At 68.4% G+C, this 25,142-nt stretch carries 24 protein-coding genes and 1 tRNA gene; 10 read left to right on the forward strand and 15 right to left on the reverse strand.

Going from position 1 to position 25,142, the window contains the following annotated elements; translation table 11 throughout:
• Positions 1–15 precede the first annotated feature (15 nt).
• The gene (locus ACJ8AT_RS38370) at positions 16–453 is read left to right on the forward strand and encodes a peroxiredoxin (RefSeq protein ID WP_407742951.1); all 438 of its coding nucleotides are present in this window, start codon (positions 16–18) and stop codon (positions 451–453) included.
• Between the two features lie 67 nt (positions 454–520).
• Here the strand turns inward: ACJ8AT_RS38370 and ACJ8AT_RS38375 are convergent, their stop codons facing one another.
• The 5 genes from ACJ8AT_RS38375 to ACJ8AT_RS38395 all read right to left on the reverse strand — a co-directional run bounded on the left by ACJ8AT_RS38375 (position 521) and on the right by ACJ8AT_RS38395 (position 5,279).
• Positions 521–1,252 (reverse strand): DUF1223 domain-containing protein, encoded by a 732-nt coding sequence (locus tag ACJ8AT_RS38375; RefSeq protein WP_407742952.1) that lies wholly within the window; start codon positions 1,250–1,252, stop codon positions 521–523.
• Between the two features lie 39 nt (positions 1,253–1,291).
• Positions 1,292–2,071 (reverse strand): NrsF family protein, encoded by a 780-nt coding sequence (locus ACJ8AT_RS38380; RefSeq protein ID WP_407742953.1) that lies wholly within the window; start codon positions 2,069–2,071, stop codon positions 1,292–1,294.
• Positions 2,068–2,595 carry an RNA polymerase sigma factor gene (locus ACJ8AT_RS38385; RefSeq protein WP_407742954.1) on the reverse strand — a complete coding sequence of 176 codons (528 nt, stop codon included), beginning with the start codon at positions 2,593–2,595 and terminating at the stop codon, positions 2,068–2,070. Before ACJ8AT_RS38385 ends, ACJ8AT_RS38380 begins: the two co-directional genes overlap by 4 nt.
• 161 nt (positions 2,596–2,756) lie before the next feature.
• Positions 2,757–3,680, reverse strand: coding sequence for an acyl-CoA desaturase (locus ACJ8AT_RS38390; protein ID WP_407742995.1), 924 nt, complete (start codon positions 3,678–3,680; stop codon positions 2,757–2,759).
• A 162-nt stretch (positions 3,681–3,842) separates the two neighbouring features.
• Positions 3,843–5,279: a site-2 protease family protein gene (locus ACJ8AT_RS38395; protein WP_407742955.1), complete on the reverse strand. Its 1,437-nt coding sequence runs from the start codon at positions 5,277–5,279 to the stop codon at positions 3,843–3,845.
• A 92-nt stretch (positions 5,280–5,371) separates the two neighbouring features.
• Here ACJ8AT_RS38395 and dusB point away from each other — a divergent pair, with 92 nt between their 5' ends.
• Positions 5,372–6,385 (forward strand): tRNA dihydrouridine synthase DusB, encoded by a 1,014-nt coding sequence (gene dusB, locus ACJ8AT_RS38400; protein ID WP_407742956.1) that lies wholly within the window; start codon positions 5,372–5,374, stop codon positions 6,383–6,385.
• Here the strand turns inward: dusB and ACJ8AT_RS38405 are convergent.
• Positions 6,364–7,680: a glycoside hydrolase family 1 protein gene (locus tag ACJ8AT_RS38405; protein WP_407742957.1), complete on the reverse strand. Its 1,317-nt coding sequence runs from the start codon at positions 7,678–7,680 to the stop codon at positions 6,364–6,366. The genes dusB and ACJ8AT_RS38405 overlap by 22 nt on opposite strands.
• A gap of 379 nt (positions 7,681–8,059) precedes the next feature.
• Here ACJ8AT_RS38405 and ACJ8AT_RS38410 point away from each other — a divergent pair, with 379 nt between their 5' ends.
• Entirely contained in the window at positions 8,060–8,212 is a 153-nt protein-coding gene (locus ACJ8AT_RS38410; RefSeq protein WP_407742958.1) for a hypothetical protein, read from the forward strand.
• A gap of 81 nt (positions 8,213–8,293) precedes the next feature.
• Here the strand turns inward: ACJ8AT_RS38410 and ACJ8AT_RS38415 are convergent, their stop codons facing one another.
• The 3 genes from ACJ8AT_RS38415 to ACJ8AT_RS38425 form a co-directional block, all read right to left on the reverse strand.
• Entirely contained in the window at positions 8,294–8,971 is a 678-nt protein-coding gene (locus tag ACJ8AT_RS38415; RefSeq protein ID WP_407742959.1) for a GNAT family N-acetyltransferase, read from the reverse strand.
• A 32-nt stretch (positions 8,972–9,003) separates the two neighbouring features.
• On the reverse strand, positions 9,004–9,375 hold the full coding sequence (locus tag ACJ8AT_RS38420) for a hypothetical protein (protein ID WP_407742960.1): 372 nt from the start codon (positions 9,373–9,375) through the stop codon (positions 9,004–9,006).
• 67 nt (positions 9,376–9,442) lie between these two features.
• Positions 9,443–9,625: a hypothetical protein gene (locus ACJ8AT_RS38425; protein ID WP_407742961.1), complete on the reverse strand. Its 183-nt coding sequence runs from the start codon at positions 9,623–9,625 to the stop codon at positions 9,443–9,445.
• Positions 9,626–9,923: 298 nt separating this feature from the next.
• Between ACJ8AT_RS38425 and ACJ8AT_RS38430 the strand changes: the two genes are divergently transcribed.
• Positions 9,924–13,292: a WD40 repeat domain-containing serine/threonine protein kinase gene (locus ACJ8AT_RS38430; protein ID WP_407742962.1), complete on the forward strand. Its 3,369-nt coding sequence runs from the start codon at positions 9,924–9,926 to the stop codon at positions 13,290–13,292.
• Here ACJ8AT_RS38430 and ACJ8AT_RS38435 read toward each other — a convergent pair whose 3' ends face one another.
• Entirely contained in the window at positions 13,293–13,724 is a 432-nt protein-coding gene (locus tag ACJ8AT_RS38435) for a WD40 repeat domain-containing protein (RefSeq protein ID WP_407742963.1), read from the reverse strand. It lies immediately after the preceding gene.
• 517 nt (positions 13,725–14,241) lie between these two features.
• On the opposite strand from ACJ8AT_RS38435, the gene ACJ8AT_RS38440 reads away from it, so the two are divergent.
• From ACJ8AT_RS38440 to pyk, 4 genes are all read left to right on the forward strand, one after another.
• A complete protein-coding gene (locus ACJ8AT_RS38440) occupies positions 14,242–15,702 on the forward strand; it encodes an NFACT RNA binding domain-containing protein (protein ID WP_407742964.1) in 1,461 nt (486 codons plus the stop codon).
• A complete protein-coding gene (locus ACJ8AT_RS38445; protein ID WP_407742965.1) occupies positions 15,699–16,256 on the forward strand; it encodes a YkgJ family cysteine cluster protein in 558 nt (185 codons plus the stop codon). Before ACJ8AT_RS38440 ends, ACJ8AT_RS38445 begins: the two co-directional genes overlap by 4 nt.
• A gap of 78 nt (positions 16,257–16,334) precedes the next feature.
• Positions 16,335–17,171 carry a hypothetical protein gene (locus ACJ8AT_RS38450; RefSeq protein ID WP_407742966.1) on the forward strand — a complete coding sequence of 279 codons (837 nt, stop codon included), beginning with the start codon at positions 16,335–16,337 and terminating at the stop codon, positions 17,169–17,171.
• 100 nt (positions 17,172–17,271) lie between these two features.
• Positions 17,272–18,702: a pyruvate kinase gene (gene pyk / locus ACJ8AT_RS38455; protein WP_407742967.1), complete on the forward strand. Its 1,431-nt coding sequence runs from the start codon at positions 17,272–17,274 to the stop codon at positions 18,700–18,702.
• 47 nt (positions 18,703–18,749) lie between these two features.
• Here the strand turns inward: pyk and ACJ8AT_RS38460 are convergent, their stop codons facing one another.
• Positions 18,750–20,255, reverse strand: coding sequence for a GAF and HD-GYP domain-containing protein (locus ACJ8AT_RS38460; protein ID WP_407742968.1), 1,506 nt, complete (start codon positions 20,253–20,255; stop codon positions 18,750–18,752).
• A gap of 179 nt (positions 20,256–20,434) precedes the next feature.
• Between ACJ8AT_RS38460 and rpe the strand changes: the two genes are divergently transcribed.
• On the forward strand, positions 20,435–21,103 hold the full coding sequence (gene rpe, locus ACJ8AT_RS38465; RefSeq protein ID WP_407742969.1) for a ribulose-phosphate 3-epimerase: 669 nt from the start codon (positions 20,435–20,437) through the stop codon (positions 21,101–21,103).
• Positions 21,104–21,129: 26 nt separating this feature from the next.
• On the opposite strand, the gene ACJ8AT_RS38470 is transcribed toward rpe, so the two are convergent.
• The gene (locus tag ACJ8AT_RS38470) at positions 21,130–21,519 is read right to left on the reverse strand and encodes a response regulator (RefSeq protein ID WP_407742970.1); all 390 of its coding nucleotides are present in this window, start codon (positions 21,517–21,519) and stop codon (positions 21,130–21,132) included.
• A 234-nt stretch (positions 21,520–21,753) separates the two neighbouring features.
• On the opposite strand from ACJ8AT_RS38470, the gene ACJ8AT_RS38475 reads away from it, so the two are divergent.
• Positions 21,754–21,830: transfer RNA gene (locus tag ACJ8AT_RS38475), tRNA-Pro, on the forward strand.
• Positions 21,831–22,181: 351 nt separating this feature from the next.
• Here ACJ8AT_RS38475 and ACJ8AT_RS38480 read toward each other — a convergent pair.
• The 3 genes from ACJ8AT_RS38480 to ACJ8AT_RS38490 form a co-directional block, all read right to left on the reverse strand.
• Entirely contained in the window at positions 22,182–22,487 is a 306-nt protein-coding gene (locus ACJ8AT_RS38480) for a hypothetical protein (RefSeq protein ID WP_407742971.1), read from the reverse strand.
• Positions 22,488–22,596: 109 nt separating this feature from the next.
• Positions 22,597–22,746 (reverse strand): hypothetical protein, encoded by a 150-nt coding sequence (locus tag ACJ8AT_RS38485; RefSeq protein ID WP_407742972.1) that lies wholly within the window; start codon positions 22,744–22,746, stop codon positions 22,597–22,599.
• Between the two features lie 134 nt (positions 22,747–22,880).
• On the reverse strand, positions 22,881–24,920 hold the full coding sequence (locus tag ACJ8AT_RS38490) for a hypothetical protein (RefSeq protein WP_407742973.1): 2,040 nt from the start codon (positions 24,918–24,920) through the stop codon (positions 22,881–22,883).
• Positions 24,921–25,142: the final 222 nt, after the last annotated feature.

The raw sequence follows: 25,142 nt of genomic DNA on the forward strand, positions 1-25,142 counted from the left end.
CAGAGGAGGCTGAGCATGCTCAAGCCAGGAGACGTGGCTCCGGACTTCACGGTCCGGGACTCCACCGGCCGGACGCACTCGCTGTCCGAGTACCGGGGGAAGACGCTGGTGCTCTGGTTCTACCCGAAGGCGGACACACCGGGTTGAACGATCGAGGGTTGCGGGTTCCGCGACCAGAGAGCGCAGTACCAGCAGAAGAACGCAGAGATTCTGGGCATCAGCTTCGACACCGCCGACGAGAACAAGGCCTTCGCGGAGAAGTTCGGGTTCAACTTCCCGCTGCTGTGCGACACCGACCGGAAGGTGGGGCTCGCCTATGGCGCGTGTGATGACGCCAAGGCGCCCAACGCCCGGCGCGTGGGAGTCATCATCGGACCCGACGGGAAGGTGAAGGCGTACTACCCGAAGGTGGACGCGCGAGCGTTCCCTCAGCAGGCCCTCGCGGAGCTCTGAGCCGCTTCCGGCTCCGCTTCGCTGTGAGGCGCGTCCGGCCTTGCCCCCTGGACGCGCCTCGCGCCCTTCACTTCGAGGCCAGCTCCACCGCCGCCACTCCGCTCACCGCTCCGGCCGGCGCCTGCAGCACCGCCACCGCGCGCAGCTTCTCCCGCTTCCACCCCGGCGCGAGCTTCAGCCGGGCCTCGGAGACGAAGCCACCCTCCTCGGCCTTGAGCGCGGGCAGCGTCGCCAGGGTGCGGACCACCGCCGCGTGCGAGAGCTTGCGCCCCACGTTCTCCCCGCGCTTCACGTCCGAGGAGAGCCCGTCCTCGGCCAGCGCCGCCCACAGCTCCAGGCCCTGGGCCGGCGCCATGTCCATCCGGACGCGCACCACCACGGTGTCCCCCTCCACCCGAGTGCTCAGCCGCAGCGGCACCTTGGAGCGCTTCGCCGCGACGGCCGCCTGGGCCCGGGCCTCGTCCTCGCCGCCGACGAAGGAGCGTGTGCCGTCCACCACCATCTGCGGCGTGTAGACGCGGTTGTCGTCCCCATCGAGCGCGTAGCGGCGCTGGCGCTCGCCATACTCGGGCGAGGCGTACGGATCCTTCCACCCGAGGTAGTCCCAGTAGTCCACGTGGAAGCCGAGCGCGATCAGCTCCACGCCCTCCACCGGCTGCTTCTGCGCCAGCCGCGCCAGCGCAGCGTCGGCGGGCGGGCAGCTCGAGCAGCCCTCGGAGGTGAACAGCTCCACCAGGACGGGCGTGCGCGGCGCGCTGGCGGCGAGGAGCAGGGGCAGGGCGAGGAGGGCGGCGTTCATGCCTGCTGGTACGCCGGGGCGAGCGCGCGGGTTACACGCTCACGGGGCGTAGCTGCGCGTGGGCAGGCGCGAGCGCAGGAACAGCGCCACGCCGGACAGCAGAATCCACGGCACCAGGTGGCCGAGCATCAGGTGCCCGGCCGTCCCATCCGGGCAGTGCAGGTGCAGGACGAAGAGGCTCACGCCCGCGGCGGACAGCCCGGCGGCGATGGCGCGCACCGGCTGGAAGGCGGAGCGGCACAGCAGTACGAGCGCCAGCGCCAGCGGCGGAATGGACAGGAGCACCTCGGTCTTCACGCACCCCATCACGCCCACGAGGAAGTTCCGCGTTGGCGTGGTGCCCGAGCCTCCCAGCACCTGAAGGGCCGCCACGAGGGCCGCCGCCACGGCGATGGGCACCCAGGGGATGCGGCGGCGAGCCGGAGCCAGCGAGAGGTACGCCCCACCTCCCACCAGCGCGAGGATGAGGACGGCCAGCCCCGCCACCACCGGCACGGAGGCCGTGTTGCCCACCAGCCCCGCGCGGCCCAGGAAGAACACGCCCGCCACCATCACCACGGCGTACGTGCCCACCAGCGCCAGCAGCTCGCGCCACCACGGCTTCGCCAGGGGCTGGACGGCCAGCTCCTCCAGCGTCCGCGTGCGCGCGGCCTCCATGCCGGGCGTGGTCTCGGGCGTGGAGACCTTCGGCAGCGCGTCCAGCACCCCGAACCCCGAGGTGAGCGCCTTGCAGTCCTCGCACGAGGCGGCATGCGCGGCCAGCTCCGGTGGCAGGGGGCCTCCCAGGGCATCCATCACGCGCTCGCACTCGGGCGTCATTCGCTCGCCTCCTCCCTCAGCCCGGCCAACAGCTCGCGCAGCCGCGCATAGCCCCGGTGGGCCCGGACCTTCACCGCCGACTCCGTGAGGCCCATGGCCTCGGCAATCTCCGCGAAGCTCATCCCCTCGAAGCGGTGCATGACGATGGGGATGCGCTGCCCCTCGGGCAGCATCTCCAGGGCGCGTTGCACGGTGCGCTCCAGGCCCATGTCCCGCGGGCCCGCCGTGTCCGCCGCCACCGTGGCGGGCAGTTCGCCCTCCGCGGTGAGCTCCTCCGGCCGCTTGCTGCGGCGCTGGTGGTCCCTCGCGGCGTTGGTGGCGATGGCGTACAGCCACGGCTTCACCCTGGCGCCCTCCTGGAAGCGCCCACGCGCTCGCACCAAGGAGAGGAAGGTGAGCTGCACCAGGTCCTCGGCCGCCGAGGGGCTCCCGGTGAGCCGCGTCAGGTAGCCGTGCACAGGGCGCGAGAAGCGCTGGAAGAGCGCATCGAACGCGGCGGCCTCACCCTGACAGAACCTCGCCATCAACTCCTCGTCGGACTCCCCAGCCGCGGTGCGCGCAGGGGCCATTCCTGTACGCGGGAGTCCGGACTCGGGTTTCACGGAGGAGGGTGACACAGGGCCGCACACTCTACCCCGAGGCAAGCGCCCCGGGGCACGGACCTTCTTCTACCCAGCGGCCTGCACTACCGCCGCTTGAGCATCGGCTGGGGAGCAGGGGCGGATGTAGGCAGGTGATCCGCCGCGGCAGCCAGGGCCTCGCGCACCTTGTCCCCCGCCGCCCGCTTCCGAGCCGCCATGGCGCCCCAGAAGGGAGTGGGCGCGTTGAGCTCCGCCCGCTGCTCGGGCGAGTACTTCTGGAAGGAGTACTTCACCGAGTCGGACGGGGTGCGCAGGTCGCTGACAATCCGCAGCCACGAGAGCACCTTGAGGGAGTAGTAGCTGAAGTCCACCTCCCACCAGAACCAGCCCTGGTTGGCGGTGTTCTGGTGGTAGTGGTGGTTGTTGTGCCAGCCCTCGCCCAGGGTGATGAGGGCCAGCAGCCAGTTGTTCTTGCTGGTGTCCGTGGTGCGGTAGCGGCGGTTGCCGAAGATGTGGCTCAGCGAGTTGATGGTGAAGGTGCCGTGCCACAACACGGTGGTGCTCACGAAGAAGCCCCAGACGAGCATCGAGAAGCCGCCGATGAAGTACAGCGCCACGGCCAGGGCGATGCCCGGCAGCAGGTGGAAGCGGTTGAGGAAGCGCAGCTCCGGGAAGCGCGCGAAGTCCTTGATGCTGTCGTAGCGCGTCTCGCCGTACTTGTCGCAGAGGATCCAGCTCACGTGGCTCCACCAGAAGCCCTTCTGGATGGGCGAGTGGATGTCCTTCTCCGTATCCGACTCGCGGTGGTGGTGCCGGTGATTGGCCGCCCACCAGAGCACGCCCTTCTGCACGGACAGGGTGCCCACCAGGGCGAGGATGAACTGGAAGAAGCGGTTGGTCTTGTACGCCCGGTGGCTGAAGTAGCGGTGGTAGCCCGCGGTGATGCCCCACATGCGGAGCACGTACAGCCCCAGGCACACCAGCAGATCCACCGGCTTCGCCCCCACATAGAAGACGAAGAGGCACATCAGGTGGACCCCAAAGAAGGGGATGGAAGCCAGCCAGTTGATCTTCTCGTCAGTGGCCAGGACAGAGGTGTTTTCGCTCAAGGATGCCTCGGCAGGATGCAGACCGAGCAGGAAGCTGCGCAGTCTCACCCTGCATCAACACCCCCCTTTGTCATGGCTCTGTCAGGACGATGCAGATTGGCGCAGATCCGTAAGCCACGCCTCGAAGGCGGGGTGGCCGTGGAGCGGTGCCAGGTCCTCGTCCGAGGCCGCATAGGCCCCATCCCGGTAGCCCAGCTCTCTGGCGCGGTGCAGCAAGCGCACTGCGTCAGTCACGTTGTGGGCACGAGCGAATGCACACGCCGCGTTATAGGCCATCGTCGGATCGGGGACGTGCGCCAGCGCCGCCTCGCCCATGGCCGCGGCCTCGGAATAAGCGCCACGGATGAAGAGCACGCGCTCGGCGAAGGAGAAGGCGCTGGCCGGGTTCACTCCGGGCAGGCGCAGCGCCTGGGCCTCCTTCCCCGCGCGGATCAGAGAGCCGGCGTACTCGTGCATCACCGTCCGGTCCCCCGTGTCGCGCCAGGCCATCTCCCACAGGGGCAGGGCGCGCGTCTCGTCCCCGACGAGCGAGAAGGCCGCGGCCAGCGCCTGCGGCTCCACGGGTTGGCCCTGCACCTGGGAGAAGTGATCGAGCGCCGCGCGCCCCTGGCCCTCCTTGAGCGCCACCCACCCCAACTGGCGATGGGCGCGGCTGGCGAGCGCTGGCGTGAGCGCCACGCCGCCTTCCAGCACGGAGGAGGCCAGCCGCCGCGCCTCCTGGAGCTCGTTCTTCGAGAGCGCCGCCTGGGCCTGCTCGAGGGCGCGCATGAGCGGGGCCTGGGCCTCGCCCACGGCAGCGGACGGGGTCTTCAGCGCGTCGGAGATCTTCCGCACCGCCTGCAAGCCCCAGGAGCCGAACAACAGGACCCAGATCAGGTCTCTGCCGCGAAGGCCCCAGGCCACGGCCGCCAGGGACAGGACAAGGGCGAGCCCCTGCGCGGTGATGAAGCCCCCGCGCCCGAAGAAGCGGGTCAACACCGTGCTCATGATGTTGCCGCCATCCAGCGGCTGAACGGGCAGCAGGTTCAGCACCGTCCAGAAGACGTTGGCCGAGCAGAACCAGTAGAGGAAGAACGCGAGCGCGCCCGAGTCGCCTCTCCGAGAGAAGAAGTAACCCAGGCCGCACACCACGCCCAGCATGAAGCCGGACAGCGGGCCCGCGAGGCTGACCACCACCCGCCGGAACCAGGAGAGCTTTCCGCCCTCGGGGGAGTAGGTCACTCCTCCGAGGGAGACCAGGGCGATGCTCGGCCGCTGGCCGAACGCCCGGTAGGCCATGGCATGGCCTAGCTCGTGGATGAGCACCGAGATGAAGACGATGAGCATCCAGGCCAGCACGCCCAGCACCACGGCCTGTATGTAGCCGGGGTTGCCCGGGTCTCCCAGGTGCTCGGCCAGCCAGGCGGGGCCGGAGGCCTGGGCGCTGGGCAGGAAGAAGTACCAGCCGAGCATCGCCGAGACGAGCAGGTGGAAGAAGTGGACCTCGACGGGAATGCTCCCGAGCCGGAAGCGGAACATGGGTCAGCACCTTAACCGTTAGGTAGCGGCAACGCAGGGCATTGCTCGGACACTGCTCCGGGTTCACCAATCCGCTAGGTTCCCCGCCGTCCATGCTGCAGCTCGGTCCTTATACCCTCCGCAACCCCTACATCCTGGCGCCCATGGCGGGGGTGAGCGAGATGCCCTTTCGCGTCATCGCCTTCCGGCTGGGCGCGGCGCTGTGCCCCACGGAGCTGGTGAGCTCCCAGGGCTTGATGCGCACCAACCAGCGCACGCTCAAGTACCTGCGCTTCAACCCGGAGGTGGAGCGGCCCTACTCGCTTCAGATCTTCGGTGGGGATCCGGAGGCCATGGCCCGCGCCGCCGGGGTGGGCAAGGAGTACGGCGCTCAGATCATCGACATCAACATGGGCTGCCCGGTGAAGAAGGTGACGAAGAACGGCGCCGGCAGCGGCCTGCTGTGCGATCCGCCTCGGGCCGCGGAGATCGTCCGGCAGATCCGCGCGGCCACGGGGTTGCCCGTCACCTGCAAGATCCGCTCGGGCTGGGACGCGAAGAGCCTCAACTACCTGCGCATGGCCGGCGAGCTGTTCGAGGCCGGCTGCGCGGCGCTCGCCATCCACCCGCGCACCCGCGAGCAGGGCTACTCGGGGAAGGCGGACTGGAGAGTCATCGCGGACCTCAAGCGGCACTTTCCGGACCGGCCCATCATCGGCAACGGGGACGTGAAGACGCCGGAGGACGCGCACCGCATGCTGGAGGCCACCGGCTGCGACTTCGTGATGATTGGCCGGGGAGCGCTGGGCAACCCGTGGATCTTCCGTGAGCTGGCCGGTGGCGATCCGCCCGCGCCCGAGGAGCGCTGCGCGGGAGTGCTGGAGCACTTCCGGGCGCATGTGGCCTTCGTGGGGGACGAGCTCGGCGCGGTGCGCAGCTTCCGTAAGCCCATGGCCTGGTACGCGCACGGGCTGCGCGGCGCGGCCACCTTCCGTGCGGAGGTCAACACGCTGGACTCGGCCGAGGCCGTGGAGGCCTGCGCTCGGCGCTTCTTCGAGTCCGCTTCGGTGGACCTGTCAGGTCCCGCCGAGGAACAGGACGTGGACTATCGGGCCGCGCTGGGCTGAGGCGTGGGCGTCTCGGGGGGGACGAGCCGCCGCCCCTGGGCCACCGTACGGAAGTACGCGCAGGCCGCAGTGGCCCGGCGCTCCAGCGTGTCGAAGTCCACGTGGTAGAGCCCGAAGCGAGGGCCCCAGCCCTCCAGCCACTCGAAGTTGTCCAGCAGGCTCCAGTAGAGGTAGCCGCGGATGTCCACGCCCTCGGCGCGCGCCTCCAACAGCTGCGCCAGGTGCGAGTGGATGTAGTGAGGCCGCCGCTCCCCCTTCCGGTCGTCGATGCCGTTCTCGGTCACCCAGACGGGCAGCCCGTAGCGCTTCACCTCGCGGAGGATCTGCCCGAAGCCCTCGGGATAGTCCTCCCAGCCGATGTCCGTGAGGCCTCGGCCCAGCTTGTCCCGGAACTTGAACTCGATGAACGGCGCTCGAGGCACGAAGCGCAGGTGGGCGCGGGAGTAGTAGTTGACCCCGATGAACTCGCACGAGCCCTTCGCCTCGGGGATGTCCACCCGCGTGGAGGCCACGCCCGGCATGCTCACGCGCAGCTTCCCGGTGACGAGCGCCTCGTGGAAGGCGTGGTTGTAGGCCTGCGCGCCCAGCCGCACCAGGGCCCGGTCCAGCGGGTGCCACCACCGGTCCGGCGCGAAGCAGAGCATGTTCTGCGAGATGCCCAGCTCCACCTTGCCCAGCACGGCCTGCAGCTCCTGGCGCGCGGCCGCGTGGGCGCGGACCATGTTCTCCAGGGCCCGCATCGTCCTCGCCCCGTCGGCGATGCCGGGCGGGAGGAGGCCCTGCAGATACCCCCCGAGCAGCACCACCATGGGCTCATTCAGGGTGATGAGGAGCGCGTCCAGCCCCTGGAGCAGGGGCGCGCACGCCCGAGCATAGGCGCGGAAGGCCTCGACGCTGGCCGGGGTGTGCCAGGGCGTCTCGCGGTGGAACCACGTGGGGTGGGTGAAGTGGTGCAGCGTCACCACGGGCCTCAGGCCCCGCGCCTTCATCCGCAGCAGCCGCTCGCGGTAGGCCTCGAGCGCCGCGCCGTCGAACCGCCCGCGCTCGGGCTCGATGCGCGCCCACTCCAGCGAGCTGCGGAAGGCCGCGGCCCCCGCCTCCAGGGCCAGCCCATAGTCCTCTTCGTAACGGTTCCAGTGGTCCACCCCGCGCCCGCAGCGCATGTGTGGATCCTTCAGCTTCCCGGCGCGCTCCCACTCGGCCCAGTCGTTCTCGATGCCGCCCTCCACCTGATAGGCGGAGGTGGCCACTCCGAAGGTGAAGCTCTCGGGAAACGTCCTCTCGTCGGCACTCATCGCGGGCGGCACCCTAGATGCCGGTACTCAGCGGAGGAAGCGCGGCATTTGCTCCGGGCACTGAGCGCCACCGGACACTCGCGAGTGACGAGCTCCATCGCGGCCGGAGCCGAATTCTCGGCCCTGCGCACGCGTCGCGTCCCGAGCCGAATTCTCGGCCTCGGAGCGTGCTCGCCTGGCGCGCCGAAGGGCCTTCAGGGGTTCGTCGACCGCGCGGAGGCCGAAAAATCGGGCATCGCAACGCACTGCCATACGTCACCATGCGTTGACACACGTGCAAGTCGCCTCTACCATTCACGTCAAGCACTCAGTCACTTGTGTCCGAGTGCAGGGCCCCACCCCCACTGGGTGCGGGCAACCAACTCAACGGAGGGTGTAAATGGCCGCGAAGAAGAAGACCGCGAAGAAGACCACGAAGAAGGCTGCTGCCCCGAAGAAGAAGACGGCGGCGAAGAAGGGCGCTGCGCGCAAGACCACGCGCAAGACGTCCTCGCGCAAGAAGGCGGCTGCTGCTCCCGCTCCGACGGCCTAAGGCGCGGTCTCCACGGGAGTCACAAGATTCCCACCTCGACTCCCGTGAACGGCTCGGCGGACTCCGCCGAGCCGTTTTCGTTTATGCGGGCTCCCGAGCCTTCGTTCCTCCGCTCGGGCCCCAGGTGAGCGGCCGGCCGACGAAGTCAGAGGCCTCGAGCGGGAGCTTGCTTGACGGGCTGCTCGGATACTCGGTGTCCAGCAGGGTGAAGCACAGCAGATCTCCGCGCGTGTGGTGCGGCGCGAGCTGCCTGTCGCGCAGCCGCCCCTCGAAGGTGAAGCCCAGCCGGCGCGCCACCGCCGCGCTGCGCACGTTCTCCGGGTCGCACAGCAGATCCATGCGCTTCACCTTGTCGAGCTCGAAGGCGACCTTGACCACGGCCGAGGCCATCTCGGTGGCGAACCCCTGGCCGGTCGCGTCGCGGCGCAGCCAGTAGCCCACCTCGAGCGCGCCGATGCCGGCCCGCTTGAGCAGGGAGACCTCTCCGAGCAGCCGCCCTGTCTGCGGCTCGAACACGCCGTAGCCGCGGTCCTGGTCCAGATCGAACCAGCCGCGGAGCTTCCGCACATGCGCGGCGTGAGCCTCCAGCGGCATGCGCCCTTCCGGAGTGGAGGGGAAGAAGCCCTCCAGGTGCTCCCCGCTGGAGTCCACCGCCTCCTTCCGGCGCACGGCGTCCTCCGGCTGCATGCAGCGCAGGAGCAGGCGCGGCGTCTTCAGGAGGTAGGGAGGGCTCGGGGTGGCCGGGGCAGGTGCGCTCATGCGGTGGGTTCTACACGAGAAGGGAGCTCGGCTCAGCTCACCCCACGGCGCTTGCGGCCCGCGCCCCCGAGCCCGAGCGCCACGAGCCCCAGCAGCACCAGGCCCATGGACCCACCGGCCGTGCCGCAGCCCCAGCCCACCGGAGAACTCTTGTCGTTCCCCGGTCCCGGCGGAGGTCCCCCATCGGGTGTTCCCCCATCGTCGGTGCCGCCATCCGGAGCTCCGCCATCCGGAGGCGGGCCCGGGCAGGGGGTTCCCACACTGGGACGAGGGGGATGGGTGCTGGGCTGTCCATCCGTCGTCAGCGCGAGGAAGCCGTCCGAGGGACGCGTGGTGGTCAACTGCACCCCGTTCGTCGCGCGCACGGTGGTGAAGTACCACTTCCCCGGCGTGAGGGGCGGCATCTGCCCCAGGCTGGAATCCAGCGTGAGGAAGGGGTTCTGGCCGACGGAATGGAAGGGGATGAAGTCGTCAGGTTGGGATCGCCGCCAGATCCTGGGTCAGCTTGAGCAACACGGCATCGCGCCCACCGGCCGTCTCGGTCTGCGCGTTCTGCGCGCTGGCGGGGCGCGGCGGACCGGGAGGCGCCGGAAGCGAAGGAGCCAGCGACAAGACGAGCCCCAAAGCCATACCGCTGAGTGCGGCCATGGACACGAGAAGCCTCTCCCCCACGCAGGATGCAGAGACCAACCGATGAGCGCCCGGAAGTTAGCGCGAAAGGCCGGGCTCGCAATAGGGGAACCGCTCCAGTCGCCTCCGCACATCCTACGCTATGAGTAGGCTCACGGCAGCGCTTCTGGCCGAGCATTCCGAGCGCACCCGCGCCAGCGCGCCTCTGCTGAATAGTGACGGACTGTGGCCTGGGGAACGCTAGAGAAAGCCAGGCATCCTGAGGCATTCTGCGGGGCGGTCCTATCGCCAGGGCGAGCGACGCCGCCGGAGGAGAGCTCTCGTGAGTCAAGACGATGCCACCATGAGCCTGCCCGCGGCCAGGAAGGCGCATTCGAGCGCGGGACCTGAGCCGGCCGCCTCCTCGTCCACGGTGCAGGCGCTGTCCCAGGCGGACCTGAACCGCTACGACTTGGGAGGCGAGTTCGCCCATGGGGCCATCGGGCGCATCCTTCGTGCCAAGGATCGCCGCTTGGATCGGCCCGTCGCCATCAAGGAGCTGCTCACCCAGGGTGGCGACATGGAGGCCCGCTTCGTGGCCGAGGCGTTCATCACCGCCCGCCTCCAGCACCCCTCCATCGTGCCTATCTATGATGCGGGGCGCTGGACGACGGGCGAGCCCTTCTACGCCATGAAGCTGGTCTCCGGGCGCTCGCTGGCGGACGTCATCGCCGAGAAGAAGACACTGCAGGAGCGGTTGGCGCTGCTCCCTCACGTGCTGGCGGTCGCCGAGGCCATCGCTTACGCCCACTCCGAGCGCATCATCCACCGCGATCTCAAGCCGGCCAACGTGCTCGTGGGGGCTTTTGGGGAGACCGTGGTGGTGGACTGGGGACTGGCCAAGGATCTCTCCATGAGTGGAGACCCCGAGAGGGCGGTGGTGTCCTCGAAGGTGAGCACGGATTCGTCCAGTACCCAGCGGGGCATGGTGATGGGGACGCCGGCGTACATGCCTCCGGAGCAAGCCTCGGGAGATCCCGTCGACGAGCGCGCCGACGTCTATGCCCTGGGCGCCATCCTTTATCACCTGCTCGCGGGTCAGAAGCCCTATGGCGCTGGCACGCCCACGCAGGTGATCGAGAAGGTGGTGCAAGGGCCGCCCATGGCGCTCAGCCACCTCCAGAAAGGGATCCCCGCGGACCTGCTGGCGATCGTGGCCAAGGCCATGGCACGCAAGGCCTCCGAGCGCTACGCCACGGCGCGAGAGCTGGCGGAGGATCTGCGGCGCTTCGCGACCGGGCAGATCGTCAACGCGCACGTCTACTCACTGGGGGAGCGGTTCTGGCGTTTCATCCGGCGCTACCGGGCCGCCGTGGCGGTGACGGCTGTGGCCCTGCTGGTCCTGCTGGGCGTGGGGACGGCGAGCCTGCTGAGCATCGTGGCCGCGCGGGACCATGCCGAGCGCAAGCAGGCGGAGGCGGAGGCAGCCCAGCGCGATGCGGAGAGCGCACGGCAACAGACGCTCGAGCGAGCCGATGAGCTCACCCTCCTGAACGCCCGCGCCGCCGTGGACCGGGACCCCAACGAAGCCATCGCCTGGCTGCGCAGCCTCTCGCCGGGATTCCCCCGCTGGTCCGCGGTGCGAACCATCGCGGCGGATGCGCGGGCGCACGGCTTCGCCACCATCCTCAAGGGGCATACCCAGACAATCAATGAGCTGGCCTTCACCCCAGACGGCAAGCAGCTCATCACCAGCAGCGACGATCACACGGTCCGCGTCTGGGATCTGGAGCATGGCGGAGCGCGGGTGCTGGCCGGGCACACCGATGAGGTCTGGCGGCTCGAGCTCTCACCGGATGGGCGGTCGCTCGCCACTGCGAGCAAGGATAGGACCGTGCGTCTGTGGAACCTGGAGACGGGCGAGAGCCGATGGCTCGCCAGCCACCTCGGGCCGGTCAATGGCATTGGGTTCACCCCGGATGGCCGGCACCTCGTGTCGATCTGCGGGGGAGATGACCTGCTGCGCATCTGGGACGTGGCCACCGGCGCCTTGGTGCGAACGCACAAGACCGGGCTGGGAAGGCTCTTTCGCCTGGGGCTCTCGATGGACGGACGGTACGCGCTCGTCCGGGCCCGCATGGCCCCTCGAGCGCAGCTCTGGGACCTGGAGCAGGGCACCTCGCGAACGCTGGAGCATGACGGGACGATCACCGCGGGGGCGATTTCTCCCCGTGGCGATCTTGCCGCCACAGGGGCGCTGGACCAGACCGTGCGCGTCTGGGACATGCGGACCGGCAAGGGCCGGATCCTGGGAGAGAAGCTGGGAGCCATCTCGTACATGGCCTTCTCTCCAGACGGAGGGCAGCTGGCCGCGGGGAGCGCGGAAGGACAGCTCTGGCTCTGGAATCTGAAGACGGGCCAGAGCGAGCTGCTCGGCAGCCACGAAGGCCGCATCAATCAAATCCACTTCTCCCGGGATGGGCGCTTGCTGGCCACCAGCAGTGATGATCGCACCGCGCGGTTGTGGGATTTGAGCTCGGGCCACAACCGGATCCTGCGCGGCCCTCAGGCCGCCGCATTCCCGCTCGACTTCTCTCCCGATGGGCGGTGGCTGGCCGTCGGGAGTTATGACGCCACCACCCGGCTGTTTGCCGTGACGACAGAGGCCAACCGCCTCATCACGAAGACCCCCGTGGCCCTTGACGCGCTGAAGGCCTCTCCGGAGGGCCGGCGGCTGGCCATCTCGGGCGCGGACGGCGCCCTGCGGCTGGTGGATGTGGCCACGGGGAACGCCACCGTCTTGGAGAAGAGCGGCGCCGGCGAGGGAGCCCCCCGTCAGTTCTCGCCGGATGGCCGGTGGCTCGCCACGGGAGGAAAGGATGGCCGGGTGCGCTTGTGGAACGTCCTCACGGGGCAGCTCGAGCGCCAGATGGAAGGCCATTCGGGCGTGCTCACCGCGCTGGCGTTCGCTCACAGCGGCGGGGTGCTCGCCTCCGCGGATTCGAAGGGCGAGGTCCGCATCTGGGAGCTCGGCGGGGGGCAGCCCCGCTCATTGGGAAACCAGGGGGACGCGGTCCTCAAGCTCAGCTTCTCGCCCGATGACCAGCGCCTGGCCTCGGGCGGCAAGTCGGGGGTGATCCGGCTGTGGGAGCTGGCCACGGGAGGCTCCCAGGAGCTGCGAGGCCATGAGGATGAGGTCAACCATCTCCTCTTCTTCCCGGAGGGCAAGCGGCTTGTCAGCGGGAGCATGGACCACAGCCTGCGCATCTGGGATCTGGCGAGCGGCGCGAGCCAGCGGGTCGACACTGGCGGGAGCGGTGTCCTGCAGCTCCTCGTGACCTCGGACGGCAAGCTGATGATCAGCTCGAGCGCGAACGATAGCTCACTGCGGCTCTGGGATGGTCTGACGGGAGCGCCGCGCGGAATGCTCAGCGGGCATCAGGGCGAGATCACCGACATGGTGCTTTCGCCGGATGGCCGGCGACTGGCTTCCGCGAGCCCGGACCGGACCGTGCGGCTTTGGGATCTCGCGACGAGCGAGAGCCGGGTGCTGAGGGGACACACCGGGTGGGTGACAGGGGTGGTCTTCCTGGATGACCAGCACCTGGCCTCCATCAGTTGGGATGGGACCGTGCGGCTCTGGCTGGATGACCTCCCCACGGACCCGGCTGCCCTGCGAGCCTGGATGGCGACCATCGACGGCTCTCAATGATCAATCATCTCCCGGCGAGGGAGCGTCCACGGTCTGGAGCCAGGCCCGCAGCGCCTCGGGCGACGAGGGAAGATCGTCCGGCCAGATTCGGATGGTTCCATCTGCTCCCAGGGAGAGAACCTGTCGGCCATCCGGAGAGAAGCGTACAGCCTCTACGGGCCCCTGATGTCCACGCAGGACGCGGCTCTGGCCGCTCTCCAGATCCCAGAGCCTGACCGTCTGATCGTCGCTGGCGGAGACGAGCCGCTTCCCATCCGCCGAGATGTCGAGGCTCCGCACGTCGCCGCTGTGCTCGTTCAGGGCTGCCAGCTCCTGGTCAGTGGCCAGGTCCCAGCGTTCGAGCGTCTTGGCCTCGGCGATCGCATCATGGAGCGATCGGCCGGGCACGAGCCGCATGCTGTAGAAGGACTCGCCCGTTGGCCATTGGCCCACATCGTAGATGGGGACGATGGAGGGTGCTGAAGACGCGCCGTGACGAGCGCCTCCGTGCGGAAACGCTCCGCGAGCGAGCCACTCCCAGGCGCCTGGAGTTCCTTGAGCGCCACCATTCGGCTCAGGCGAGCATCGAAAGCGCGGAGGACGCGTCCCATCCCTCCCCGGGCGAACTCTCCGTAGAGGATGTAGCGGGCTTGCTCCATCACCGGCACGTGGGTGAGCCAGTGGGCTGTCACGTTGCCGGTGCGCACGGGATCCGGCGCGGGAGCGACGGGATTTTGAGCGAAGGTAACGGTGTCCTCTACCCGCGCCGCGGCAGGAGATGCTCCCTGCATACCTTTCGGTTCTTGCCCATCGTCTGCGCTCATGCGTGCTGGCACCCAACGAAGGTGAGGGGAGAGCGCTCTGGAGGTTAATCCGCTCCACGGGACGCGGTACACTGCGCGCACTCCATTCCCAGGGAGCTGCTCGAATCTGCTGGCCGAGCCGCTGGAGATGATGGAGGAGAGATCCCATGTCACTTCGTCCCACGGAGCTGGAGCAGGTAGTGGCGGACGTGGGCGCACGGCTCGCGGGCGCGGTGGTGCAGAAGGCGTGGTGCCCGCTGCCACGGCTGGCCTATCTGGAGCTGCGAGTGCCCGGGCGCTCCTTCCTCCTGTGCCTGTGCGCGGAGGGAGAGCTGGCGCGCCTCTCGGTGGCCGCAGATCGCTTCCCCACGCCGGGCGAGCCCGCTCCGTTCCAGCGCTGGCTGCGCCAGGAGCTGACGGGCTTCAAGCTGAAGGGCGCCACGTGGCGCGAGGCCGAGCGCCTGGTGGTGCTCGACTTCCACCAGGAAGAGGAGGGCACGCGGCGCGTGGTGCTGGAGCTGTCCACGCCGGGCGGGCTGGTGCTGCTGAGCGAGAGCGGCCGGGTGCTGATGCTCTCGGGCGAGGGCTTCGCGCAGCGCCGTGGGCTGCACCCGGGAGCGGAGTGGACTCCGCCCGAGCCGCTGCCTCCCGAGGCGTTGCAGAAGGCCCGAAGCGCTCCGTCCCGCCTCCAGCCCGTAGCCGGAGACTTCGCCCCCTACGCCGAGGCCGCCGAGCGGCTCCTGGGAGAGCGAGACCGCAAGAGCCGCGCGGAGTCCATCCGCCGCAGGCTCGCGCAGCCATACCGGGCGCGGCTCAAGCGCTCCGGGCGCACGCTGGAGAAGGTGCGAGCCGAGGCCGCGCGAGGCCCGGACGCCGAGGAGCACCGCCGCGTGGGCGAGCTGCTCACGCAGAACCTCCACCGCCTGCGCCGCGGCGCCACCGAGGTGACGCTCACGGCGTACACGGAAGCCGGCGTGGAGGAGGTGAAGGTGAAGCTGGATCCGAAGCGCGCGCCGAAGGAGGAGGCGGACTGGCACTTCCACCAGTACAAGCGGCTGTTGCGAGGCGTGGAGCAGGCGCGCCGCCGCGAGGCGGAGCTGGCGCGCGAGGTGGCGCAGGCCGAGGCGGCGCTCGCGCAGCTCGAGAAGATGGCCGAGGCGGCGCTGCTGGCCCAGGTGGAGATCCTCCAGGGGCCCGCGGGCGAGGAAGGCCCCCAGGAGGGCCGTCCATATAAGGAGTACGTGGGCCACGGCGGGCAGCGCATCTGGGTGGGTCGGGGCTCGGAGGACAACGACGCGCTGACCTTCAAGGTGGCGCGGCCGTACCACCTCTGGCTGCACGCCCGAGGGCAGCCAGGCAGCCATGTGGTGGTGCCCCTGGAGAAGGGCATGGAGGTGTCCCAGGAGGTGTTGCTGGATGCCGCGCACCTGGCGCTTCACCACTCGGGGGCCAAGGGCGAGCCGCGCGGCGAGGTGAGCTACGTGCCGGTGAAGTTCGTTCGCAAGGTGAAGGGAGGAGCCCCGGGCCAGGTGCTCTTCAGCCGCGAGAAGACGTTCATGGTGCGCATGGAGCCCGAGCGCCTCGAGCGCCTCCTGAAGACGCGCCACACGGAGCCGCCGCTCGCATGAAGCCCTTTCAGAGCCCCGCCTGCGCGCGCTGTGCGAAGGCGCTCGGGAAGACGTGCTGCGAGCCGCGAGGCACCGAGCACCTGGCCATGGTGACCCGAGCGGACATCGCTCGCATCAGCGAGCACACGCGGCTCGCCGCGCGCCGCTTCACCCAGGAAGACGGCGTCACCGAGGCCGGAGCGGCGGACTTCGAGGCCCGGTGGCCGCTCTACCGGGGCTACTTCCGCCGGGGCCCCGTGCGCACCCTGCTGCTGGCTCGCAACGGTTCCTGCATATTCCACGAGCGCACGCGTGGCTGCACGCTCCCCATGGACGTCCGGCCCATTGCCTGCCGGCTCTACCCCTTCGATAAATGGGCGGATGGAAGCTGGAGCCTGGCGGTGGGGCGCTATGGCGATCTCTCGGCGGCTCGAGCGGAGGGCGGCGCCTGCCTCGCGGTGGAGGAGGCCGAGTCCATGGAGGAGGTGCTCACCGCGTTCGGCACCACGCGCGAGGCGGTGGAGGCGCTGGGCGCGCAGCTCGCTGAGGAAGCGCGGAGCCATGGCCGTGGTTGAAGGCATGTTGGAGTGGAAGCAATCGGCCCCCAGCGCCCTTGAGTCCGTAAAGGTGGCGGGTACGATGCTGGCCAAGCGATGACCGAGTACCCCCGCCAGATGTCCCTCTTCACGCTGTCCGGCAGCCCGTCGGCGTCCCTGCGCCCGGCGCCGCCGCCGCTACAGCCGCCGCCGCAGCCGCCCGTGCGCAACCGGCTGGTGGAGGAGGCTCCGCGCATCGTCAGTGAGACGCGGGACGAGCTGTTCTCCCGCGCCGAGTCGCTGGCGTGGCGGCTCTCGTCGGATCTGGGCATCCCGGTCCGGCTGGCGGTGACTGACAACCGCTCGACGATGGTGTCGTTCCGCAGGGGGGGCAACGTGCTGCAGCTCCGGCTGCACCACATGTTCCTGGACGCGCCGGAGGCCGTGCTGCGCGCGGTGGCCGACTACGCGGGCCGCGGCAACCGGATCGCGGGCGGCGTGCTGGACGACTACATCCGGCATCAGCAGCCGCGCATCCGCCAGTTCCGCCGCGAGACGGACGCGGATCTCAACCCGGTGGGCCGCTGCTTCGATCTCCAGCACCTCTTCGAGTCGGTGAACCGCACCTACTTCCAGGATGGCATCCAGGCGCGGATCGGCTGGGGGCGGATGCCTCCGCGGCGCCGGCGCAAGTCCATCCGCCTGGGCGTGTACGATCACCAGACGCGGGAGATCCGCATCCACCCGGCGCTGGATCGCCCCGAGGTGCCCGCCTTCTTCGTGGAGTTCATTGTCTTCCACGAGATGTTGCACCAGCTCTTCCCGAGCACGGGGCGGGGCAGCCGCCGGGTGCACCACCCTCGGGCGTTTCGAGACAGGGAGAAGTCCTTCCCGCACTACGTTGCCGCGCTGCGCTGGGAGCGGGAGAACCTGAGCGTGCTCCTGCGAGGCTGAGCCCTCAGCGGCCGGGCGGCCCTTTTACCGTTTTACCGAGCGATGGCACCGGTTTGCATGCTTGACCCCGCGCAAGCCTCCCCCCATCCTCGCAGCCCCTATGCGAAGAGCGAAGATCGTCTGCACCCTGGGACCTGCGAGCCAGAGCCAGGAGATGCTGGAGGCGCTGCTGGAAGCCGGAATGGATGTGGCCCGGCTCAACTTCTCCCACGGCAGCCATGAGCAGCACGCCGAGAACATTGCCAAGCTGCGCGCGGCCTCTCTCAAGGTCCGCAAGGCGGTGGGCATCCTCGGAGACCTGCAGGGCCCGAAGATCCGCACCGGCCGCTTCATCACCGGCAGCACCGAGCTGAAGGAAGGCGCCACCTTCTCCATCACCACCGACGAGAGCGTGAAGGGGACCGATGACATCGTCTCCACCACGTACCCGCTGCTGGCGCAGGACGTGAACCCCGGCGACCGCATCCTCCTGGATGACGGCCTGCTGGAGCTCAAGGTCATCGAGACGGACAAGAAGCAGCTGCTGCGCACGCAGGTGGTGGTGGGCGGCACGCTGAAGAACAACAAGGGCATCAACCTGCCGGGCGTGGCGGTGCGCGCGGACGCGCTGACGCCGAAGGACCGCGAGGATCTCATCTTCGGCCTCAAGGCGGGCGTGGACTTCATCGCGCTGTCCTTCGTGCGCCAGCCCTCGGACATGGACACCGCGCGCCAGGCCATGGCCGAGGTGGGCCGCTCGGTGCCCATCATCGCCAAGCTCGAGAAGCCCGAGGCCATTGCCCGCCTCGACGCCATCCTCGACAAGACGGACGGCGTGATGGTGGCGCGTGGAGACCTCGGCGTGGAGATCCCTCCCGAGGAGGTGCCGGCGGTGCAGAAGGACATCGTCCGCCGCGCCAACGCGCGGGGCCTGCCCGTGATCGTCGCCACGCAGATGCTGAACTCGATGATCGAGAACCCGCGCCCCACCCGCGCCGAGGCCAGCGACGTGGCCAACGCGGTGTTCGACGGGGCGGACGCGGTGATGCTCTCGGGCGAGACGGCCAGCGGCAAGTACCCCATCGAGTCGGTGCAGATGATGGAGCGCATCGTCCTGGCCGCCGAGTCCTCCGCGCGGGCCCAGCACCTGGGCCGCGTCATCGAGGCTCCGCTCGGGCTGCCCTCGCACTTCCCGGACGTGATTGCCCGCGTGGCGTGCCAGGCGGCCGAGGCCAGCGGCGCCTCGCTCATCGCCGCCTTCACGCTCTCGGGGGTGACGGCGCGGCTGCTGGCGCACTACCGGCCGGCGGTGCCCATTGTCGCGTTCAGCCCCAACCAGGAAGTGCGCCGCCGGCTGGCGCTGCTGTGGGGCGTGGTGCCGCGAGTGCTGGAGCCCATCCAGGACACCGAGGCGATGGTGCGCCGCGTGGAGGAGGAGCTCCTGGCGCGCGGGCTGGCCCGGGCGGGCGAGCGCATCGTCATCGTCTTCGGAGCGCCGGTGGGGCAGCCGGGCAAGATCAACAGCCTGCGCCTGCACACCATCTCGGGCTGAGCCGAAGGCGGCGGAGGCGCGGGTCCGCGGCGCTCCGTGGACCGCGCCTACTTCACCGCGCCCAGGGCCTTCCTGGGGATCTCCGCCTCGATGAAGATGGTGAGCAGCTCGTTGTCGAGCTGGCCCGACTTGGCCTCCTTGCCGAGGATGTCGAGCGCCAGCGTGTGGGGCACGGCCTTCTTGTAGGGCCGGTCCGAGGCGGTGAGCGCGTCGTAGATGTCCGAGATGGACATCATCTTGGACTGCACGGGGATGGTCTTGCTGGGGATGGCGCGCGGGTAGCCGGTGCCGTCGAGCTTCTCGTGGTGCGCGTAGGCGATCTCCGGCACGCGGCGCAGGGTGCGTGTCCAGGGGATCTGCGAGAGGAAGCGGTAGGTGTGCTCGACGTGGCTCTCGATCTCCTTGCGCTCCTCGGAGGACAGCGTGCCGCGGGCAATGGACAGCGAGCGGATCTCGCTGTCGAGCAGCAGCGGCTGGGGCTGATCCTTCGCGTCGTTGAAGGTGACCTTGCGCAGCTCGTCGAGGCGCTCGAAGCCGCCCTTGGCCAGCACGGTGGGGCGGTTGCAGGTGAGGACGAACTCAAACACCTCGTCCAGCTGCTTGAGCTCCTCCAGCAGCCGGGCGTCCTCCTCGCCGTCGATCTCGGCCATGGCCTTGTCGCCGCGCGCCTTCACGGCGGCCAGCCTGCGGCGGTAGCTCTGCAGCTGCAGATCCTTGCGAGCGATCTGGAAGCGGGCGCGCAGCATCTCCAGCTCGTGGGGGTAGAGCTTCTCGGCCTTGACGAGCACGGGCTCGCGCACGCCCACCTTGCCGAAGTCGTGGAGCAGCGAGGCGTAGCGCAGCTCCTGGATCTCCACGGCGGTGAAGCGCGTCTGCGCGTAGCTGCCGGTGGATCGGTGCTCCAGCGCCTGGGCCAGCTGCACGGTGAGGTTGGCCACGCGGCCGGAGTGGCCCGCCGTGGTCGGATCCCTCGCTTCGATGGCCACCACGGACGCGGAGACGAAGCCCTCGAACAGGCGGTTGATCTCCTCGTGGAGCAGGGCGTTCTCGATGGCGCCGGCCGCCTGGGCGCCCAGGGCCAGCAGCAGCTCCTCGTCCTCGGCGTCGAAGATGCGGCCCCCGCGCTTGTTGAGCGCCTGGATGACGCCCGTCACATCGCCGTTGGCGTCGCGCATGGGCACGCAGAGGATGGTGTGCGTGCGGTAGCCGCTGGAGATGTCGAACGAGCGGTTGAACCGGTCATCCGCGTAGGCGTCCGGGATGTTGATGGGGGCGCCCGTCTGGGCCACCTGGCCGGCGATGCCGCTGCCCACCGGGAGGCGGATCTCGTTCTTCGAGCCCTGGGCGACCTTGCTCCACAGCTCGTTGCGCTCGCGGTCCAGGATGAAGAGCGAGCAGCGGTCGGCCTCGACCACTTTGGAGGCCTCGTAGATGATGAGTGGCAGCAGCAGGTCGAGGTCACGCTCAGCGCTCATCGCCTTGGTCACGTCGAGGATGGACGTGAGCTTCTGCAGGCGGCGGGTCAGAGCGGTTTCGTCGGACGTGTAAAGCACCTGGGCGCGACTCCGGGGGTGGTGGTCTGGGACAGCCAAGCACGGCGTTGTAGCACGAGGAGTGAGGAGGCGGCGTGCCTGGCCGCCTCTCTGCTGGGAGAGCAGGGTATCTAACGGCCTACATGCCAGGAAGGCCGGGTACCGCTGGAAACCCGGAGCGGCTATGAAGCGAGCCCACCATGAGCCGTCGCGTCCTCATCTCGCCCTCGCTGCTCTCTTGTGATTTCGGCCGTCTGGCGGAGGAGGTCCGCGCCGTGGAGGCCGCGGGCGCCGACTGGATTCACGTAGATGTCATGGATGGCCGGTTCGTCCCCAACATCACCATTGGCCCGGTGGTGGTGGAGGCGATCAAGCGGGTGGCGACTCGGCCGCTCGATCTGCACCTGATGATCGTCGAGCCGGACAAGTACCTCGAGGCCTTCGCCGCGGCGGGGGCGGACCTGCTGACGGTGCACGTGGAGGCGTGCCCCCACCTGCACCGCACGCTGCAGCACATCCGTCACGTGGGCGCGCGGCCCTCGGTGGTGCTGAACCCCTCGACGCCGCTGTCGGCGGTGGAGGAGGTGCTGGGCGATGTGGAGATGGTGCTGCTGATGAGCGTGAACCCGGGCTTCGGGGGCCAGAGCTTCATCGAGTCCACGGTGGACAAGGTGCGGAGGCTGCGCGCGATGATCGACGCGCGAGGGCTGAGCGTGGAGATCGAAGTGGACGGCGGCATCAACGCGGAGACGTCCCAGCGGGTGCTGGAGGCGGGCGCCACGGTGCTGGTGGCGGGCTCGTACGTGTTCGGCGCGAAGGACTACGCCCAGGCCATCCGCTCCCTGCGTCCGGCCGCTGAGCGGGGGTAGGGCGCGCCGCGCGTCCCCGCGAGGGCTCAGGCGGTGGGGGCCGGGCGCTGGCTCTCGGCGACGAGCCGGGCGATGCGAGGCATGAAGGTGACGTTGAAGGGCTTCACCTCATAGGCGTCCGCGCCGAGCGCGAAGCACTGGTGGCGCATGTGCTGATCCTCGACGGCGCTGAGGATGATGACCTTGCTGTCGCGAGTCTCCGGATCCTGCTTGAGCTGGGTGAGCAGGTCCCTCCCATCGCGCCGCTGGTAGATGTCCAGGATGATGACGGCGGGGTGGTGCTTGCGCGCCAGCTCCAGCACGTTGTCGGCGGTGGTGTCGGTGATGCAGGTCAGCCCTGATCGGCGTCCCTCGCGGGCCAGGGCGGACACGAGCAGGGGCTCATCATCGGAGATCAGGATCAGAGGCTCGGTCATGAGCCAGGGCCCAGCAAAGGGCGTTCCCAAGCTCAACCCGAGCAACTTCGAGGGGTTGGAGGAGAAGCGGGCGGGTGGGCGAGGCCCCGTGGGTGTAAAGGGACCCCGGGCTATCAAGGGCTGAGAAGGGGACGAAAAGGTGATGATGAGGCGTTGACTCAGCCGGGTGGGTCGGGTACATCCGCCGCCACTTCTGTCGGCCCGAGTGTCGTACACGGCAGGGGGCGTACATATCGGGGAGTGGCTCAGCCTGGTAGAGCACTTGGTTCGGGACCAAGGGGTCGCAGGTTCAAATCCTGTCTCCCCGACCATAAAAGGCCCAGGAGTTTCGCGGACTTTCGCGAGGACTCCTGGGCCTTTCTCTTTTCCCCGTCACTCTCCAGCAGCAAACCAGCAGCAAGCGGCGAGGGCTCGGCTCTAGCAACAAGCGGGGGCAGTGGAGCTTCCGTGGCCGATGCCTCCTGCACGCCCCGACCGAGAAGTATGTGGCCATACCGGTGCCCGGCAGGCGTCTTCGAGAATGACGGGAAGCCGTTCCGTCCTACAGCGAGGGCATGCCGCTGCATTCGCGGAGGCGCTGAAGAAGTTCCGTATAGTGGGCGCATACCGCCCGCGTGTCTGCATAGTTGGCGCGGAGGCTGGCGCTCCAGTTAGCCCGGATTTTAGGAGCAAGATCCGTGGCAATCGTCCTGCGCACCGACTCGGAGGACTGCTGCAACCCCGGGGGACACGTCGTTGTGCGGAGCCCACAGCAGCAGCGGGTCTTCCTCCCCCCGCAACACGCGCTCGACCTGATGGAGCCGCAGCTCCACCAGAACCAGGATGGCCGAGATGGTGAGTGGGGCTTGCAGCTCGCGCTTTCGATCCTCCAGGCCGCCTGTGGCCAGTTCATCCGCAAGGAAGCGAGCCCCCTCGACGGCGTTCCTGATCTCCGCCAGCTCCGCACTCAAGCTGATGGCCTTGTGCATCGTGCGGTTCCTCCTGGGGTGAGTAGTGAAGGCCGCACCTCGACGATGCGACCTTCTCCAAAGGCAAGAGGAGTCCCGCTACATCCGCAACAGGACTCCTCCCCGGGCACTACGGCCCGTGTCTCACCCGCTGCCGAAGATGCTCGGCCAGCGCGAAGAGGACGGCAGCCGTCATCCTCCGGGTGAGTGTCGAGGCCACCAGCTTCCTCACGGCGCTCAGCACGGCGTTCACCCCCTTCCCGCCCGACTGATCACGCATCGCCCGTACCATGACAGGTACGGGGACGAAGCCTGTTCCTCGGCTCTTATCCCGCCAAGGAGAGGAGAATTACCGAAGCCCAGGGGCCGCATCGGTAGCCTGCGCGCACTCGGCGGCAGTAGTTCCTGCGCCGCTCAGCTTGGAACCTTGGCCAGCCGCTGTCGGAACCACTCGTAGCTGTTGGTGAAGGCGTCGATCTCCGTATCGTTGAGGCTCTTTGTGTGCGCCTCGATTCGCCGCGCGACGTTGATCGCGTCCAGGTTCATCTGAAAGCGTCCACGGTCGTTGTCGAAGAGGTTCTTGAACGTCTCCCAGTGCGTCGTAATGATGGTGCCCAGGTCCAAGAGGTACAGATCCTCAATGACCTCCTTGGGCGTACGCCCGACGAATAGATCCTCGGGACGAGGGCGCTCCGACGTCTTGCGAAGACCCTCCAGCATCTTCTTCGCGAGCTTGCCTGGGTCGAAGCCACTCGCCACGCCGAGGAAGACCATCACAGCTCGCCGCAGCCCGACCTCTGTGTCCACGCGGCGCTCGAACAACTTGGACAACACATCGAGGTCGGGAACATTGGGCAGCATGGCCGGTGGGATGTCGCCGCGCGTGAACGGGCCGATCTGCGCCTTGAACTCAGAGCCATAGCGCTGCAAGAACGACTGAAGTGCTCCGATCCCGAACTGTCCGTTTCCATCGACGAGCCCGTACGCCTCGAAGTTTCGCTTAAGCGTCGGGTTTGATTCGCAGTACTCCCGGTAGAAACTCAGATCGCCGTCGGCGAGGACGCGGAGAATTTCATACTCCTCGGGATACCACCACACGAGCGACAGCAGGATGTCGCGCATCGGGTTGAAGAGTCGCTGCCTGATCTGGTCCGCGCACGCAGCGAATGATGACACGTTCACTACAGCGAGGGTCTGGGGATTGCGGCGATCAATCCGCGACCACACGACGCTGCATGCCAGCCGAGTCAGGTAGGGGTGTCCGCCGTAACTCGTGTGGAGGTAGGCGTAGACGGCCTCATCGAACTTCAGGCCGCAATAGCGACCGGTGGTGCGGACCAGTTCCCGAGTCCGCTCGTGCGTTAGTGACGGCAGGAACTTGGTGGTAACGAACTCAAAGATGGGATTGCGCTGTCCCCCGAAGGATTCGGCCTCGGTCACGCGCGGGTTCACGCCGGACACGATGAAGGAGAATGCCCCCTTCGATTCCTGGTGTACGGCACGCAAGGTCTGCCAGAACGGGAAGAAGTCGGAGTCCCAGTGGAGCCCGAGCCGACCTGACACACCTGCGGTGATGTACTCGATCTCGTCCACCATGATCACGATGCTGTCGAGCTGACCGGTGTTGATGATCGTGCGCACATCCCGGGCGAAGCGGGTGCCTGCAGTGTCCTCCTTGTAGTCGCCGCTAAGTGCGGCAGTCCGGCGCTTCTTCTGGAACAGCGCATCCTTCATACTCTCAGCGATGTTCTGCAACGCCACCCACCACCGGGCGGAGTGCATGCCGGGGTTCTGCCCATCCACGTACACGGCGAGGACCTTGGAATCCTCCGCGTCGAGCCGCCTCTCTACGGCAAACAGCACCGACGTCTTTCCCGTGCGCCGCAGCCCAAACAGGCCAAGGTTCTGGTGACGCCGGCTAACCTGGGTCACGATCTCGTTCACGATCTCGTCGCGCCCAAAGAAGTACTGATCAGCGTTGATGGGCGAGGAGAACGAGAAGAGGTCGACATCGCCGACCCACTCGGCAATGCGGGAGCGCAGGAACAGCGGTCCCCGCGTCTTGTCCAGCAGTTCCGTCGCCAGCATCGGGACCACGACGCGATCAGTCTGCTTGCTGAGCAGCGCCCTCACCGCCTTGTCGTCCCCTTCGTGAATCAGCAGTGCCACGACCTTGTCCACGCGGTGCTTGAGGACACTGGAATGCACGAGGGACTCAAGCGTGGTTAGGACACGGGCGTCCGTGATGTGGTGCCGCGAGTAAATGACCAGGAGTTCTTGGTCGAAGCCGAAGCGCTCACGGAAACCCGCCTTGGGCTCGGCGAGCCAGTAACCGAGGTCACCCTCGACACGCCCGTGCGTGACATCGAAGCCCTCATCGAGGGCCTGGGCAAGCTGCCTCTCGTGGGGCCGCGACGCGAAGTAGATATCGTCGGCATCAGCCTTGATGCTCATAGCCACCTCGGCAGGCAGGGACGCAGCGGCATTGCTAGGACTCCGTCGTTAAGAGCTGATGGGCGGAAATGTGGGTGAGGGTGGGGTAGTAAGGTGCTGAATATGCCCAGAAATACCCACCGCAGCGGTTAGTCAAGGAGCCACGGCTCCCAGGCGTCGCAGGATGAACGTTCGGTGACGGGGGGCAGTGCTGTCCCCTGGCTTCGTCTCCAACATGTCTCC

Origin of the sequence: Hyalangium sp., assembly GCF_045802625.1 — a bacterium.
Lineage (GTDB): Bacteria > Myxococcota > Myxococcia > Myxococcales > Myxococcaceae > Hyalangium.